Source organism: Pseudomonas sp. NPDC087346, from assembly GCF_044744235.1.
Lineage (GTDB): Bacteria > Pseudomonadota > Gammaproteobacteria > Pseudomonadales > Pseudomonadaceae > Aquipseudomonas.
In genome coordinates this window covers 1-14,713 of sequence record NZ_JBIUXX010000061.1, presented here as the reverse complement: position 1 = coordinate 14,713, position 14,713 = coordinate 1, and the positions used below count along the sequence as shown (strand labels likewise).

The following is a 14,713-nucleotide window of genomic DNA, read 5'->3' as shown; positions in this document are numbered from 1 at the left end:
ACAAATATTGTGTTCACCAAAAAACCTGTGGGAGCTGGCTTGCCAGCGATAGGCCGAAGGCCTCGGTTTCAGCGTTTCACTGCAACCGGCTTATGCAACTCAGCCCGCTTGCTCAGCAAATCAAACACCGCCGGATACGCCGGCCGTTCGATATAGCGCCCGGCTCCACGCTCGGCGCGCAGGTCGCCGTCGGCCCAGACCACGCGGCCCTGGCTGACGGTATGGCTCGGCACACCGCGCACGGTCTTGCCTTCGAAGATGTTGAAGTCCACCTGCTGATGGTGGGTCTTGGCGGAAATGGTGCGGGTGCCTTGCGGGTCCCACAGCACCAGATCGGCATCGGCGCCGACGCGAATCGCACCTTTGCGCGGATAGAGATTGAAGATTTTCGCGGTGTTGGTGGAGGTCAGGGCAACAAAGTCCTGCATCGAAAAACGCCCGGTATTCACCCCTTCATCCCACAACAGCGCCATGCGGTCTTCGATGCCGGCCGTGCCGTTGGGAATCTTGCTGAAGTCATCACGCCCGGCCGCTTTTTGCTCGGCGCAGAAACAGCAGTGATCGGTGGCGGTGGTGTGCAGATTGCCGTTCTGCAAACCGTGCCAGAGTGCCTCTTGATGCCCGCGTGGACGGAACGGCGGGCTCATCACGTAACCAGCAGCGATCTGCCAGTCCGGGTGTTGATAGACGCTGTCGTCGAGCAGCAAATGCCCGGCCAGCACTTCGCCGTACACCGGTTGGCCCTTGCTGCGCGCATAGGTGATTTCGTCGAGGGCTTCCTTGGTCGAAACGTGCACCAGATACAGCGGCGTGCCAATGGTTTCGGCAATGCGAATCGCCCGGCTCGCGGCTTCGCCTTCGACCTGCGATGGCCGCGACAACGGATGCGCTTCCGGCCCGGTGATGCCCTGGGCCATCAACTTGCGTTGCAGGTGATAAACCAGCTCGCCGTTTTCCGCGTGCACGGTCGGCACCGCGCCGAGTTCCAGGCAACGCTCGAAACTCGCCACCAACGTGTCGTCGGCGGCCATGATCGCGTTCTTGTAGGCCATGAAATGCTTGAAGCTGTTGATCCCGTGATGGCTGACCAGTTCGGCCATTTCCTCGCGAACCTGTTCGCTCCACCAAGTGATCGCAACATGGAAGCCATAATCTGACGCGGATTTTTCCGCCCAGCCGCGCCACTGATGAAACGCTTCCATCAACGACTGCTGCGGATTGGGAATCACGAAATCGATGATCGAGGTAGTGCCGCCCGCCAGACCGGCCGCCGTGCCGCTGTAAAAGTCTTCGCTGGCCACGGTGCCCATGAACGGTAGTTGCATGTGCGTATGCGGATCGATGCCGCCGGGCATCAGGTATTGGCCGCTGCCGTCGAGCACTTCGGCGCCAGCGGGAACATCAAGGTTTTCACCAATGGCTTTGATCACGCCGTCTGCGCAATACACATCGGCGCGATAACTTTCATCATGGGTAACAACGGTGGCGCCACGGATCAACAGAGACATTCCGAGTTCCTCGCAGGCATGACCGACTTGTGCCGGTTCTAGATGTTTTATTAATGCAACGCAGATCGATGTATTCCTGTCAGCGCTGTCAGGATTAAAAGCTAGTCGCAGAATTACGAATGAGCAAGATAAATTTTTATAAGCTTATTCGTGTTTTAACTTGCTGATAAATAACGATAAAAATACGAAATCACCAAAATGGTGAGGCTGCTCACCATTTTGACGCACTTGACAGGATGCAAATATGGTCAACATTTCCTATGTGAAATCAGCCGCTTGAAGTTGAGCTGCGGTTGATCGCTCACGATGAAAAAAAGTGCAGTGCACCAGAATGAGTCCTGACACTTCGAACAACTTGCCCGACGTTTAGCCTGAGCGCCTGGACAAGTTTTCGCGGACTCCCCAAGTGAATAATTAAAACTGATAAACATCAGTAAGTTGCAAATCGTTTGAAACACGGCCCGATGCGCAAGCGGGGCACCCGGCACGTTTATTGATGCCGCCGCTGACACCATGGCCGGTACACGAAAGTTGTCAGTTCCTCCGGCCATCGTCCGGCTCGCGCCTCCGAGCGTCAGCCTCCTGATGAGCAAAAATAATCAAAAGAACAGTGGAGCGGCCATGCAACAGATCAGATCGCAAGTGACCGAGCGCGACGGCTTGTTCGAGCTCGAAGCCGGCAGCGATGTCCTCGACAGTCCCCGTTACAACCACGACATGGCACCGACCAAGGTGCGCGAACGAACCTGGAACAAATGGCACATCACCGCGCTGTGGGTCGGCATGTCGATCTGCGTGCCGACCTACACCCTCGGCGGCGTGCTCACGGCGTACTTTGGCCTGAGCGTCGGCGAGGCGTTGGTGGCGATTTTGTTTGCCAATATCATCGTCCTTATCCCTTTGACGCTTAACGCCTTTCCCGGCACCAAATACGGGATTCCGTTTCCGGTGTTGCTGCGCTCGTCGTTCGGCATTCTTGGCTCCAACGTACCGTGTCTGATCCGGGCGCTGGTGGCGTGTGGCTGGTTCGGCATTCAGACGATGTTCGGCGGGCTGGCGATTCACCTGTTTCTCGGCTCGGTGTTCGATGGCTGGAAATCCCTCGGCGGAACCGGCGAGGTGATCGGTTTCATGATCTTCTGGGCGTTGAACCTGTGGGTGGTGATTCGCGGCGCCGAGTCGATCAAATGGCTGGAAACCTTGTCTGCACCGTTGCTGGTGGCGGTCGGCATCGGCCTGTTGGTCTGGGCCATGCCTAATGTGTCGATGACTGAGTTGATGGCGATCCCGGCCAAGCGTCCGGAAGGCGCAAGCGTGGTCAGTTACTTCGCCGCAGGGCTGACGGCGATGGTCGGATTCTGGGCGACGTTGTCGCTGAACATTCCGGACTTCAGCCGCTACGCCAAGAGCCAGAAGGACCAGATCGTCGGCCAGATCATCGGGCTGCCGCTGACCATGTTCCTGTTCGCCGCCCTCGGCGTGGTGATGACCGCCGCTTCGGTAAAACTGGTGGGCGTTACCGTCTCTGATCCGGTGACCCTGATCGGCCACATCCAGAGCCCGGTCTGGGTGGCGATTGCCATGGCGCTGATCATCATCGCCACGCTCTCGACCAACACCGCCGCCAATATCGTCTCGCCAACCAACGACTTCCAGAACATCGCGCCGAAGGTGATCAACCGCACCAAAGCGGTGTTGCTGACCGGTGTGGTGGGGCTGGCGTTGATGGGGCATGAACTGCTGAAAAAACTCGGCTGGATCGTTTCCGATGTCAGTCTGGAAAGCGTCTATTCCAACTGGTTGCTCGGCTATTCGAGCCTGCTCGGGCCGATTGCCGGGATCATGGTGGTGGATTATTTCCTGATCAAGAAACAGCAACTGGACCTGGCCGGGCTGTATCGCGATGACGTGTATCCGGCGTGGAATCTGTCCGGGTTTATCGCGTTCGGCGTTCCGGTGGTGCTGACGTTGCTGTCGCTGGGCAGCGATGCGTTCAGTTGGTTCTACAGCTACGGCTGGTTTACCGGCTCGGCGCTGGGAGGCCTGATTTATTACGGGTTGTGCGTGATGCGGGCGCAGCCTTCTGTCGTGAAATCGGCGGTGTAGCGGATGGCCTTATCGCTAGCAGGCTAGCTCCCACAATGGTGTGTGTTCCAGGTTTGAAATCTGCAATGCATTCCCCCTGTGGGAGCCAGCCTGCTGGCGATGAGATCTGCCAGACACCACAGCAATATCCATAAGAAACTGCCTGAGGAGATCACCATGAACGCAGCCATAGACGTTCTGCAATCCACCCATCAGCACATCAACCGCGACCGCCTCTGGGCCTCGCTCATGGAGCTGGCCAAGCTCGGCGCCACGGTCAAGGGCGGCGTCTGTCGTCTGGCCCTGACCGACCTCGACCGCCAGGCCCGCGACCTGTTCGTGCAGTGGTGCAAGGAGGCCGGTTGCAGCGTCAGCATCGACGAAGTGGGCAACATTTTCGCTCGCCGTCCCGGGCGCAATCCGAACCTGCCACCCGTGATGACCGGCAGCCACATCGACACCCAACCCACCGGTGGCAAGTTCGACGGCTGCTTCGGCGTGCTCGCCGGGGTCGAAGTGTTGCGCACCCTCAATGACCTCGGCGTCGAGACCGAAGCACCGCTGGAAGTGGTGGTCTGGACCAACGAAGAAGGCTCACGCTTCGCCCCGTGCATGATGGGCTCCGGCGTGTTCGCCGAGAAATTCACCCTCGCCGAAACCCTGGCCAAGGTCGATGCCGACGGCGTCACCGTCGGCGAAGCGCTGAATGCCATCGGCTACGCCGGCCCACGCAAGGTCAGCGGGCATAAGGTCGGCGCCTATTTCGAGGCGCATATCGAACAAGGGCCGATCCTCGAAGACGAACAGAAAACCATCGGCGTGGTGCTCGGCGCACTGGGGCAGAAGTGGTTCGACCTGAAACTGCGCGGCGTTGAAGCCCACGCCGGCCCAACCCCGATGCACCTGCGCAAGGACGCTCTGGTCGGTGCCTCGGTGATCGTCGGCGCAGTCAACCGCGCCGCCCTCGGCCATCAACCCCACGCCTGCGGCACCGTTGGTTGCCTGCAAGCCTATCCCGGCTCGCGCAACGTCATCCCCGGCGAGGTAAGGATGACCCTCGACTTCCGGCACCTGGAACCGGCGCGTCTGGACTCGATGATCGCCGAAGTGAAACAAGTCATCGAAGCCACCTGCGAAGAACACGGCCTGACTTACGAACTGACCCCAACCGCGGATTTCCCACCGCTGTACTTCGAAAAAGGCTGCGTCGAAGCCGTGCGCGGTGCGGCAAAAGGTCTGGGCCTGTCGAACATGGACATCGTCAGCGGCGCCGGCCACGACGCGATCTTCCTCGCCGAACTCGGCCCGGCCGGGATGATCTTCGTACCGTGCGAAGGCGGCATCAGCCACAACGAAATCGAAAACGCCGCGCCGGAAGATCTGGCGGCGGGTTGCGCGGTGTTGTTGCGAGCGATGCTGGCGGCTTCGGCGATGGTCGCGGCGGGGCAGCGCGCAGCCTGAAGATCAAAAGATCGCAGCCTTCGGCAGCTCCTACATGGGATTTGTGTTCGTATCTGTAGGAGCTGCCGAAGGCTTCGATCTTTTTGTTGTCACCCAGATGTCATGAAAATATGCGACGCTGCCGCCCTATGAAAATCATCACCTCAGGCTCGGCCTATCTGGATATCGACGCCTACGCCTGCTGCATCGCCTATGCCGAACTGTTGAACCTGCAAGGCATTCCCGCCCGCGCCGTCAGTGGCGCAAAACCCAATGCCAGCGTTTCGAAAGCCGTGCTTGGTTGGGGCTGCGCTTTTCACGCACATCAACCATCGCCGACCGATGAATTCGTCTTGGTCGACGTTTCCGACTATCACCATTTCGATCCTATGGTCGTGCTCAATCAGGTCGTGGAAGTCATCGACCATCATCCAGGTTACGAAGATTACTGGGCACAGAGACTCGGAACTGCCGCTGATATCCGACCGATTGGCGCAGCGGCAACTCAGGTTTTCCAGCGTTGGGAAGCGGTAGGTCTGTTGTCTCGCATCAGCCAGCCCAGCGCCGCATTACTGGCCACAGCGATTCTCGACAACACGCTGAATTTCAGCGGACAGATGACCACCGAATTGGATATCCGCGCTTACGAAGTGCTTGCACGTCAGGCAAAACTGCCGGCGGATTGGCCCGCGCAGTATTTCCGCGAATGCCAAGCGAGCATCGAAAGCAACTTGTTTGATGCCGTGGCAGCGGATTTGAAGCGGATGAAACCCGAGAGCCAATTGCCCGAAGTCTTCGCGCAAATGACCGTGTGGAATGCTGACGCGCTGATTCAAAAGCACCGTCCGGCAATCAGTCGCTGGATGGCGGAGCAGGGCGCAGACTGGCTGCTGAACGTGATCAGTATCAGTGAAGGAAAAAGCTGTCTGCTGGCCGATCCGCTGGTCAGCCAACAGAAGCTGAACCGTTTGCTGCCTCTTGAGTGGCAGGCAGGAATGGCGGTTCTCAAACCCTCGATGCTGCGTAAAGAATTACTGAAACTGGGTCTGTCAAATCAGCCTGAAGATTTGTTGTTATTGCCCTGACGGCGCTCGACGCCATCAGGACCACCGACGTCCAGCAGTCTTCTTTCCACCAGCACATTCTCAAGCGCCTGACGTTCTTTCGGGGCCATCTGGTGGTCGCGTTTTTTCAGCTCCAGCAGAATCGGGCTGGACCATGTGCGGTAGAGTTTTTCGATGTGACGGGTCATCAGTCTCTCCTTGACCAAGAGCCCGGTGTTTCTGGCAGGGGCTCATATCGATGAGCTACTAACGGTAGTCAACAAAGCCCGGAAACGCGAATGCCACAGGTTCTGGATCTGTCACCACATGTGTGGCCAACACAAAACACTGTGGGAGCTGGCTTGCCAGCGATGGCGATGGTTCAGTCGATATTTGCATCGGCTGACAGTCCGCTATCGCTGGCAAGCCAGCTCCCACAGGTTTTTGTAGTGTCAGTGAGTCAGTCGTCCACCTTCATCATTTCCTGCACACCTTCCCATGCTTCCGCGCGCATGCGTTCGATATCCAGGCCCGGGATCACGCCGTCATCCACAACCACGCGGCCGCCGACCAGGCTGTATTTCACGCTGATCGGTTCGCCCGCGACCACCGGGGCGACGGCGTTGTCGTGGAAGCCGAAGAAGCGTGGATGGTCGAGGCTGTAGATCGCCAGGTCTGCGGCCTGGCCGACTTCCAGGGTGCCGACGGCGCCCAGTCCCAATACCTGCGCGCCGCCCGCCGTGCCCCAATGAATCACGTCTTCAGCGGTGGTTGCCGAGGCGCCTTGTTCGGCGCGGTGGATCAGCCAGGCGGTGTTGGCTTCGCCGACCATGCTCCCGGATTCGTTGGACGCCACGCCATCGACGCCGAGGGAAATCGGCACGCCGGCCTCGTACATTTGCGGCACCGGGGCGACGCCGCTGCCCAGGCGTGCGTTGCTCACCGGGCAGTGCGAGATGCCGGTGCCGGTCTGGGCGAGCATGCGGATCTCGCCCGGTTGCAGATGCACGGCGTGGGCGAACCAGACGTCCGGGCCGAGCCATTCGTGTTCGGCGACGAATTCCACCGGCAGGCAGTTGTACTTCTCGCGGCAGAAGTTCACGTAGTTCTGGGTTTCCGAGAGGTGCGTGTGCAGGCGCAAACCCATGCCGCGAGCGGTGTGCGCCAGTTCGCGCAACAAGGTCGGCGGCAGCGAGAAGGTTGGCGTGGTTGGCGCGACCACCACGCGACGCATCGCATCCGGGGTGTCCTGGTGGTAGCGCGACTTGAGCCGTTCGATATCGCCGACCATCTGATCGAGCGACTCCGGTTGCAGCGCGGTTTTCGAGAAGCCCGGATGCGCGCTCGCCGACTCCAGCGCACCGCCACGGCAGAGCACGAAGCGCAGGCCGAATTCATCGGCCATGTCGAACAGCAGGTCGCCGGTCTCGGTGCTGCCGTGGGCGTGGTAGAGGTAGTGGTGATCGGCGCAAGTGGTCACGCCGGACAGCAGCAACTCAACCATGCCCAGCCGTGCGGCAATCCGCGCCAGTTGCGGGGTAAACCGGTTCAGGCGCGGGTAGGGCACGCTGGCGAGCCAGCCTTGCAGATCCTGATTCAGTCCTTCGGGCACGGCTTTGAGCAGGTTCTGGAACAGGTGATGGTGGGTGTTGATCCAGCCCGGATAGACCACGCAATTGCGTGCGTCGATCACCCGCTCGCCGGGTTGCGCTTCAAGGTTGGCGGCCATTTCGGCGATGCGCCCATTGACCACGCGAATGTCCACGGCGCCGGCCCGGGCACGCGGACCGCGCAGGCCGGTCATCACCGCGACCGGGTTCTTTATCAAGATGCTTTGCAGTTGAGTCATGGCAGGCTCCAGTCAAAGGATGTGTGAAGCGGATTTGCCGGGTGTGGTTTCTGGCACGCTGACGCCGTTGAGCGCCGCGTTGAGCAGGACCGACACCAGGCAAGCGATGACCACGCTGCTGTGCAGGAACGGCTGTGACCACTCGGGCATTTGTTTGAACAGGGTCGGTGCGAGGACCGGCACCAGCGCGGCGGCGATGGTGAAACCGACGATCAGCACGTTGTAGCGATTGCGTTCGTAATCGACCTTGGCCAGGGTCTGAATCCCGGCTGCTGCGACCACGCCGAACATCGCGATACCGGCGCCGCCAAGGGCTGCGGTCGGCATCGAGGCGATGATTGCTCCGGCCTTCGGCACCAACGCAATCGAGCACATCAGCAAGCCGCTGACCGCGACCACCCAGCGGCTGCGCACGCCAGTCAGGATCACCAGACCGACGTTTTCCATGAAGGCAATGAACGGGAACGCGGCGAACATCCCGGCGATGGTGCTGGCCAGTCCGTTGGCGCGCAGGCCGTTGATCACCTGTTTGTCTTCCACCGGTTTGTCGACGATGTCGCCGATGGCCACGAACAGGCCCATCGACTCGACCATCTGTACGATCATCACCACCACCATCGTCGCGATGGGCACCAGACTGAACGTCGGCAAACCGAAGTAGAACGGGTAGGGCACGGTCAGCCACGGTGCATCTTCGACGCTGTGAAAGTTACCCATGCCCAGGCCATACGCCAGACCGGCGCCGACCAGCATCCCCACCAGCACCGCCATGTTGCGCAGCAGCGGGCTGCCATAGCGGTTGACCAGCAGAATCGTCAGCAACACCACCACCGCCACCGCGAGAAACGCCGGGGCTCCGAAGTTGCTCGCGTTGCGCCCGCCACCGACCCATTCATAGGCAATCGGGAACAGTTGCAAGCCGATCACGGTGACGATGCAACCGGTCACCACCGGCGGGAAAAATCGCCGCAATCGACCGACGAACGGCGCCATCAACATGGTGAAGATCCCTGCGCCGATGACTGCTCCGCAAACCCCGGCGAAACCCACGTCGGGGTTGCTGCCGATGGCGATCACCGGGCCGACGCTGCTGAACGCCACGCCTTGCAGAATCGGCAGACGCACGCCGAATTTCCAGAATCCGACGGTTTGCAGGAGTGTGGCGATGCCCGAGCAGAACAACGTGGTGCTGATCAGCACGACGGTATCGGCGTGGGACATTTTCAAGGCACTGGCGACTATCAACGGCACGGCGATGGCGCCGATGTACGAGACGGCCATGTGTTGCAGGCCGAGGGTGAGCATCTGTCGCACCGGCAGAACGCGGTCGACGGGATGGACGGTGGTGGAAGGAGTGGCTGACGACATGGGGAAACACCTCTGGCTGTTTTTATGCGGTAGAGAGGGGTATTCGTTCTGATGCCGCTTACTTGAGAACACCACGGGACCCTGTGGGAGCTGGCTTGCCAGCGATGGCGGTTGAATAGTCACCATCTTCATCAACTGACAGTCCGCTATCGCTGGCAAGCCAGCTCCCACAGGTTTTGTGTTGTTCCATTCGTTGTGGCATCAGTCATTCGTGCTGCGAAGCCGCCATCCACCGGCTCCGATGCCTTGTTTCAGCCTGCGAGGCAGGCGGCAAAGCCCTGGTTCAGCGCCGCACGATCCAGGTCGCGGCCGATGAACACGATTTTGCTGGAGCGTGCTTCCGTGCCCCACGCAGTCGAAGCCCGGAATTCCACCAGGCTGTGCACGCCTTGCAGCACGTAGCGTTGGTCTTCGTTGGCCACCGCCAGCACGCCCTTCATGCGGTACAGGTTGTCGGCCTGCGCCACGCGCAACTCGCTGATCCAGCGATGGAACGCCATCAGATCCACCGCGCCGTCCACGGCAATGCCCACCGACGACACACTCGGGTCGTGTGCGTGGTCGGGTTCGTCATGCTCATGATGATGTTCGTCGGCGTGATGGTCGTGTTCGGCGCCGATTTCCATCAGCTTCTGCGTGGCTTCGAAGGCGCCGATGCCGAGGATCTTGGTCAGGTCGATTTGCGCGTGGGTCGAGGTGACCAGATCCGCCGTGGCGTTCAATCCACGGATCTTGCCGCGCAGGTTTTCCACTTCTTCAGGGCTGACCAGATCGATCTTGTTGATGACGATGCGGTCGGCGCAGACGATCTGATCCACAGCCTGGTTATCGACGCCATCGAGTTGCAGATCTTCCAGATGCTGGGCGATGTGCTTGGCGTCGACCATGGTCACGATGGCGTCCAGTTCGACTTCGTCGGCAATCGGGTCGTTGATGAAAAAGCTCTGCGCGACCGGATACGGATCAGCAAGGCCGCTGGTCTCGATCAGGATGTGATCCAGCCGCACCGGGCGCGCCACCAGCTCACGGACGATGCGCACCAGATCCTCGCGAACCTCGGCGGTGCAGCACACGCAGCCGTTGACCATCTCGTAGATTTCTTCGGTTTCGGAGCTGAGGACGAGGTCGCCGTCGATGCCGACCTCGCCGAACTCGTTTTCGATCACGGCGATCTTGCGCCCGTGATTTTCCTTGAGGATGTAGTTGAGCAGGGTGGTTTTACCGGCACCGAGGAACCCGGTGAGGATGGTTACCGGGATTTTGGTGTTCCGGGTTGGGGCGTTGAATGGGGTGTTCATCTGGAGCTCCTTACCTGTTTTGTCGGAGTGCGATCAACTGTGGGAGCTAGCCCGCTAGCGATGACGGTGTGTCATTCAGCGGTGATGGCGATTGAACGGCCGCTATCGCGAGCAGGCTCGCTCCCACAGGGTTCTGGGTGTTCTCTCCATCGGCGCGCGGTGCCGGCATCGAGGCCGAACAGGTCGAGGACGCGGCCGAGACTGTGGTCGACCATTTGCGCGAGGTTTTCCGGACGGGCGTAGAACGCTGGCACTGGTGGGGCGATGATTCCGCCCATTTCGGTGACGGCGGTCATGTTGCGCAGATGGGCGAGGGTCAGCGGCGTCTCGCGGGCCATCAGCACCAGGGTGCGGCGTTCCTTGAGGGTGACGTCGGCGGCGCGGCCGATCAGTCCCGACGAGGTGCCGGTGGCGATCTCCGCCAGCGTCCGCATCGAGCAAGGCGCGACCACCATGCCCAAACAGCGAAACGAACCGCTGGCGATCCCGGCAGCGACATCGTCGGCGCGGTGGTAATGGCTGGCCAGCGCCGTGACGTCGGCCAGTTTGTAGTCGGTTTCGTGGGCCATGGTCAGCAGCGCGGCGCGGCTGATGATCAGGTGGCTTTCGATGTCGAGTTCGGCGAGCAATTGCAGCAGGCGCACGCCGTAGATGAAGCCGGACGCACCGCTGATGCCGACCACCATCCGCTGGCGGTTCACGCTTGCAGACTCTTGATCAGGTGGCGCGCACGCTCCAGCACATCCTGATCGAGCTGTGCCTTGATCCCGTCAAAACCCGAACCGCGAGTGGCATCCAGGCCCATGCGCGAGGTGGTGCCGTTGACCGAGGACGACGGGTCGAGCGGACTGCCGGGCAAGCCGTCGATCATGAACATATCGAGGTGCGGCTGGAAATGCGTGGCCAGTGCCCACAGCACCTGGCTGTCGTCGCTGATGTCGATATCGCTGTCCACCGCGATCACGGTTTTCAGGTACGGGTCCCAGCCGAGCAGGGCGAGCATGATCTGCCGCGCCTCGCCGTCGCGGCTCTGATCCAGCGCAACATAGCAGTGAAAATGCGTTCCGGAATTCGGGTAATGCACGGCGGTGACGGCGGGGAAGCGCGCCTTGAGCTTCTCGCTCATTTCCGCTTCGCGAGGCAGCCGCGCCAGCGTCAGGTGTTCGGCGTAGCGCCCACCCATCACATCGACCAGCCACGCATCCTTGCGCCGCAACAGGGTGTCGACGCGCAGCACGTTGTTGGTCGAGCGATCCGAGGAATAACCGCTGAATTCACCGAACGGGCCTTCCTCTGCATAGGCCGCCGGGTCGATGGCGCCCTCCAGAACAAACTCGGCGTAAGCGGGGACACCGATGCCGTAGCGCGGGGTCTTGACCAGTTCCAGCGGCGCGCCGAACAAGCCACCGGCCACCGCGCGTTCATCACTGCCGAACGGCAAGCGTGCAGCGGCAGCCAGCATGAACAGCGGGTGTGCGCCGACCACCATCGCCACACGCAATTCTTCGCCGCGCTCGCGGGCGGTCTGCAGCATCCGCCACAGATGTCCACGCGAATGCAGGCTGGTGGCGAGGGCCTGACGGGCGTGGCGCATCGAGCGGTGGTAGCTCATGTTGGCGATGCCGGTGACGGGATCTTCGGCAATGATGATTGCGTTGGTGATGTACGGGCCGCGATCACTGTCGAAGTGCTTGAGCATTGGCAGCAGCGCCAGATCGAGGCTTTCGCCTTCGAACACTTGATCGAGTATCGGCCCGGTTTCTACATAACGCGGCGGGATCGGCTGATTGGCGCGGGCCTGAAAGGTTTCGTGCAACTGCGCCGGGGGGACGCCAAAGAGACGGGCGATGCGAGTGCGGGAAGCGAACAGATTGGTCGCCACCGGCACCTTGAGACCGCCGACGTTTTCGCAGATCAACAGTGGATCGCGGCCCTGTGCGGCGAGGGCATCGACCAGGGCGGTGACGTCCTGATCGGCAGAAAGAGCTTGGGTGATGGTCAGCACATCGTCCGGATACTCACGGCGATAGGCGTCGATGAAAACGTGAAAATCCTGCGTGTCGCCGAGCGTCGAACGGGTCATGGTTTCACCTCGTAAAAAGCAGGCACGCAGGGGTGAGGCGGCGTTCGTTCGACAAGCCGTTGGCCTGCCGGTCGAGCGAACGCCGGGTCATCTTCGTGCCTGTAAAGTCGCTGTGTTGCTCTGTGTTGAACACGGCCCCATTGTGGGAGCCAGCCTGCTGGCGATAGCGGTGTGTCATTCAGCGATGAGGGCGACTGATCCACCGCTATCGCCAGCAGGCTGGCTCCCACAGGTTCTGTGTTTGGCTACAAGTACGTGGTGGTCAGGCGTATATCCGCCTCGGCCAGATCCTTCGGCGGTGGGGTCGGTTCGATCCCGCACAACCTGGCGATGTTGTTGCCCAGGTAGTCTTCGAGGTGATCCTCATCAATCCCCAACCCCTGCGGTGCCGGTGAGCACAACACCTCCAGTTCACGCAGCCACATCCCCGGTTCGTTCGGCGGCGAGTCGGTGCCGAACACGATCTTGTTGCGTGGCAGTTCCTTGGCGAACTCGACGATCCGCGACTGGAAGCACCAGCCGGATTCGCAGTACACGTTCGGCGTGTCCATCGCCATCCAGAACGCTTCGAACGAGTAGTTGCCGCCAGTCTGGATACCGAAGTGGCCGATGATGAAATTGACCATCGGGAACTCACGGATGATCGGGTAGAACATCGTCGGAATGGTGTACGGCCCGTCGCCGGTATGGATCAGCACCACAATGTTGTACTTGGCGCAGACTTTCATCGCCGGACGCAACCAGTCCAGCGCCCGATCCGGACGATAGCCGTGCATGTTGGCGTGTAGCTTGAGCATCTTGAAGCCGTATTCCTTGATGTGGAATTCCAGCTCTGCCGCACCGTTTTCCGGCCCCCAGCGCGGGTTGAAGTTGAAGTTGCCGATGAAACGATCCGGATACTTCATGCACAGTTCAGCGATGTACGACATGTAGTCGCGCACACCCTCACGGCCGCGGCGGTTGCCGTCGCGATAGCCGGTGTTGCCCGGTGGCGGCTGGATGAAGCCCATGTCGATGCGGCGCGGTTTGCCGTTGATCATGTACGGGCCGTCCATCAGCTTGAGCATGCGCTCGCCAGTGAACGGTTCGCCGGTGTGGCGCCAGGCCTCGTCGACCAGATTGGTGGGGTGCAGATGGGTGTCGATAATCATCGGTTCAGCTCCTGGCCAATTGGGTGGTGACGGGGCGCTTGAGTTGCGCCTCTGCTTCGGAAACGGAACGGGGCGGCGCGGTAGGTTCGAGGCCGATCATTCGCGCGGTGTTGTTGCCCAGATAGTCTTCGAGGGTGTCCTCGTCGAGGTTCAGGCCCTGCGGCGGCTCGTGGCACAGCACTTCAAGCAGACGCAGCCACATGCCCGGTTCGTTCGGTGGGGTGTCGGTGCCGAAGAGGATTTTGTGGGTCGGCAGGACCTTGGCGAACTCGACGATCCGCGATTGCAGGCACCAGCCGGATTCGCAGTAGACGTTGGGCAGTTCCATCGCCCATTGCATCGGTTCGAACACGTAGACGCCGCCGGTCTGCACGCCGAAGTGCGCCATGATGAAATTGACGTTAGGGAATTCCTTGATCATCGGCACCCATTCCGACGGGATGCTGTAAGGCCCGTCGCCAGTGTGCAGCTTGACCGGGATGCCCAGTTCGGCACATTTCTCGAAGCACGGACGCACCCAGTCGAGTGCCCGGTCAGGCCGGTAGGCGTGCATGTTGGCCTGCATCTGCACCATGCCGAAACCGTGTTCCTTGACGTAGCGCTCGATCGCTTCGACGCCGTTCTCCACGCCGCAGCGCGGGTTGTAGACGAAGCAGCCGATGAACCGGTCCGGGTAGGTCTGGACCATCTTCAGGGTGTAGGCCATGTAGGCGTCGATGGATTCGCGACCGGTCAGGTCGCCGTCGGTCCAGGTGTAAATGGTGTTGCCCTGCGGTGGCTGGATGAAGGCTTTGTCGATTCGGCGAGGCTTGCCGTTGACAATTTACGGTCCATCCAACATCTCCAGCAGACGCTCGCCGGTGAACGGGTCACCGTCATGCATCAAGT

General features: G+C 60.7%; 11 protein-coding genes and 1 pseudogene. 3 read left to right on the top strand and 9 right to left on the bottom strand.

The features are described 5' to 3' along the window. Positions 1-68: 68 nt before the first annotated feature. Positions 69-1,508: a dihydropyrimidinase gene (gene hydA, locus ACIOZM_RS26110; protein WP_401219141.1), complete on the bottom strand. Its 1,440-nt coding sequence runs from the start codon at positions 1,506-1,508 to the stop codon at positions 69-71. A 621-nt stretch (positions 1,509-2,129) separates the two neighbouring features. On the opposite strand from hydA, the gene ACIOZM_RS26105 reads away from it, so the two are divergent. The 3 genes from ACIOZM_RS26105 to ACIOZM_RS26095 all read left to right on the top strand — a co-directional run bounded on the left by ACIOZM_RS26105 (position 2,130) and on the right by ACIOZM_RS26095 (position 6,118). Beyond that, the gene (locus tag ACIOZM_RS26105; RefSeq protein ID WP_401219139.1) at positions 2,130-3,614 is read left to right on the top strand and encodes an NCS1 family nucleobase:cation symporter-1; all 1,485 of its coding nucleotides are present in this window, start codon (positions 2,130-2,132) and stop codon (positions 3,612-3,614) included. 156 nt (positions 3,615-3,770) lie between these two features. Then, positions 3,771-5,054, top strand: coding sequence for a Zn-dependent hydrolase (locus ACIOZM_RS26100; RefSeq protein WP_401219136.1), 1,284 nt, complete (start codon positions 3,771-3,773; stop codon positions 5,052-5,054). A 128-nt stretch (positions 5,055-5,182) separates the two neighbouring features. Beyond that, on the top strand, positions 5,183-6,118 hold the full coding sequence (locus tag ACIOZM_RS26095) for a DHH family protein (protein WP_401219133.1): 936 nt from the start codon (positions 5,183-5,185) through the stop codon (positions 6,116-6,118). Here the strand turns inward: ACIOZM_RS26095 and ACIOZM_RS26090 are convergent. From ACIOZM_RS26090 to ACIOZM_RS26055, 8 genes and pseudogenes are all read right to left on the bottom strand, one after another. Beyond that, positions 6,088-6,285, bottom strand: coding sequence for a hypothetical protein (locus tag ACIOZM_RS26090; protein ID WP_401219130.1), 198 nt, complete (start codon positions 6,283-6,285; stop codon positions 6,088-6,090). The genes ACIOZM_RS26095 and ACIOZM_RS26090 overlap by 31 nt on opposite strands. Before the next feature lie 251 nt (positions 6,286-6,536). Continuing rightward, positions 6,537-7,925 carry an amidohydrolase family protein gene (locus tag ACIOZM_RS26085; protein ID WP_401219129.1) on the bottom strand — a complete coding sequence of 463 codons (1,389 nt, stop codon included), beginning with the start codon at positions 7,923-7,925 and terminating at the stop codon, positions 6,537-6,539. Between the two features lie 12 nt (positions 7,926-7,937). Continuing rightward, complete coding sequence (locus ACIOZM_RS26080) at positions 7,938-9,293, bottom strand: nucleobase:cation symporter-2 family protein (protein ID WP_401219127.1); 1,356 nt, start codon at positions 9,291-9,293, stop codon at positions 7,938-7,940. Between the two features lie 251 nt (positions 9,294-9,544). Continuing rightward, positions 9,545-10,591, bottom strand: coding sequence for a CobW family GTP-binding protein (locus tag ACIOZM_RS26075; RefSeq protein WP_401219126.1), 1,047 nt, complete (start codon positions 10,589-10,591; stop codon positions 9,545-9,547). Positions 10,592-10,662: 71 nt separating this feature from the next. Then, on the bottom strand, positions 10,663-11,277 hold the full coding sequence (locus ACIOZM_RS26070; RefSeq protein ID WP_401219187.1) for a UbiX family flavin prenyltransferase: 615 nt from the start codon (positions 11,275-11,277) through the stop codon (positions 10,663-10,665). A gap of 11 nt (positions 11,278-11,288) precedes the next feature. Beyond that, complete coding sequence (locus ACIOZM_RS26065) at positions 11,289-12,674, bottom strand: UbiD family decarboxylase (protein ID WP_401219124.1); 1,386 nt, start codon at positions 12,672-12,674, stop codon at positions 11,289-11,291. A gap of 245 nt (positions 12,675-12,919) precedes the next feature. After that, positions 12,920-13,825 carry an amidohydrolase family protein gene (locus ACIOZM_RS26060; protein WP_008081961.1) on the bottom strand — a complete coding sequence of 302 codons (906 nt, stop codon included), beginning with the start codon at positions 13,823-13,825 and terminating at the stop codon, positions 12,920-12,922. 4 nt (positions 13,826-13,829) lie between these two features. Beyond that, positions 13,830-14,708 (bottom strand): annotated as a pseudogene (locus tag ACIOZM_RS26055) (amidohydrolase family protein). Positions 14,709-14,713 lie beyond the last annotated feature (5 nt).

Coding starts and splice junctions, on each gene's coding strand:
- ACIOZM_RS26085 (WP_401219129.1), bottom strand. CDS start 7,925: ATGACTCAACTGCAAAGCATCTTGATAAAGAACCCGGTCGCGGTGATG.
- ACIOZM_RS26105 (WP_401219139.1), top strand. CDS start 2,130: ATGCAACAGATCAGATCGCAAGTGACCGAGCGCGACGGCTTGTTCGAG.
- ACIOZM_RS26090 (WP_401219130.1), bottom strand. CDS start 6,285: ATGACCCGTCACATCGAAAAACTCTACCGCACATGGTCCAGCCCGATT.
- ACIOZM_RS26100 (WP_401219136.1), top strand. CDS start 3,771: ATGAACGCAGCCATAGACGTTCTGCAATCCACCCATCAGCACATCAAC.
- ACIOZM_RS26060 (WP_008081961.1), bottom strand. CDS start 13,825: ATGATTATCGACACCCATCTGCACCCCACCAATCTGGTCGACGAGGCC.
- ACIOZM_RS26070 (WP_401219187.1), bottom strand. CDS start 11,277: ATGGTGGTCGGCATCAGCGGTGCGTCCGGCTTCATCTACGGCGTGCGC.
- ACIOZM_RS26080 (WP_401219127.1), bottom strand. CDS start 9,293: ATGTCGTCAGCCACTCCTTCCACCACCGTCCATCCCGTCGACCGCGTT.
- ACIOZM_RS26095 (WP_401219133.1), top strand. CDS start 5,183: ATGAAAATCATCACCTCAGGCTCGGCCTATCTGGATATCGACGCCTAC.
- ACIOZM_RS26075 (WP_401219126.1), bottom strand. CDS start 10,591: ATGAACACCCCATTCAACGCCCCAACCCGGAACACCAAAATCCCGGTA.
- hydA (WP_401219141.1), bottom strand. CDS start 1,508: ATGTCTCTGTTGATCCGTGGCGCCACCGTTGTTACCCATGATGAAAGT.
- ACIOZM_RS26065 (WP_401219124.1), bottom strand. CDS start 12,674: ATGACCCGTTCGACGCTCGGCGACACGCAGGATTTTCACGTTTTCATC.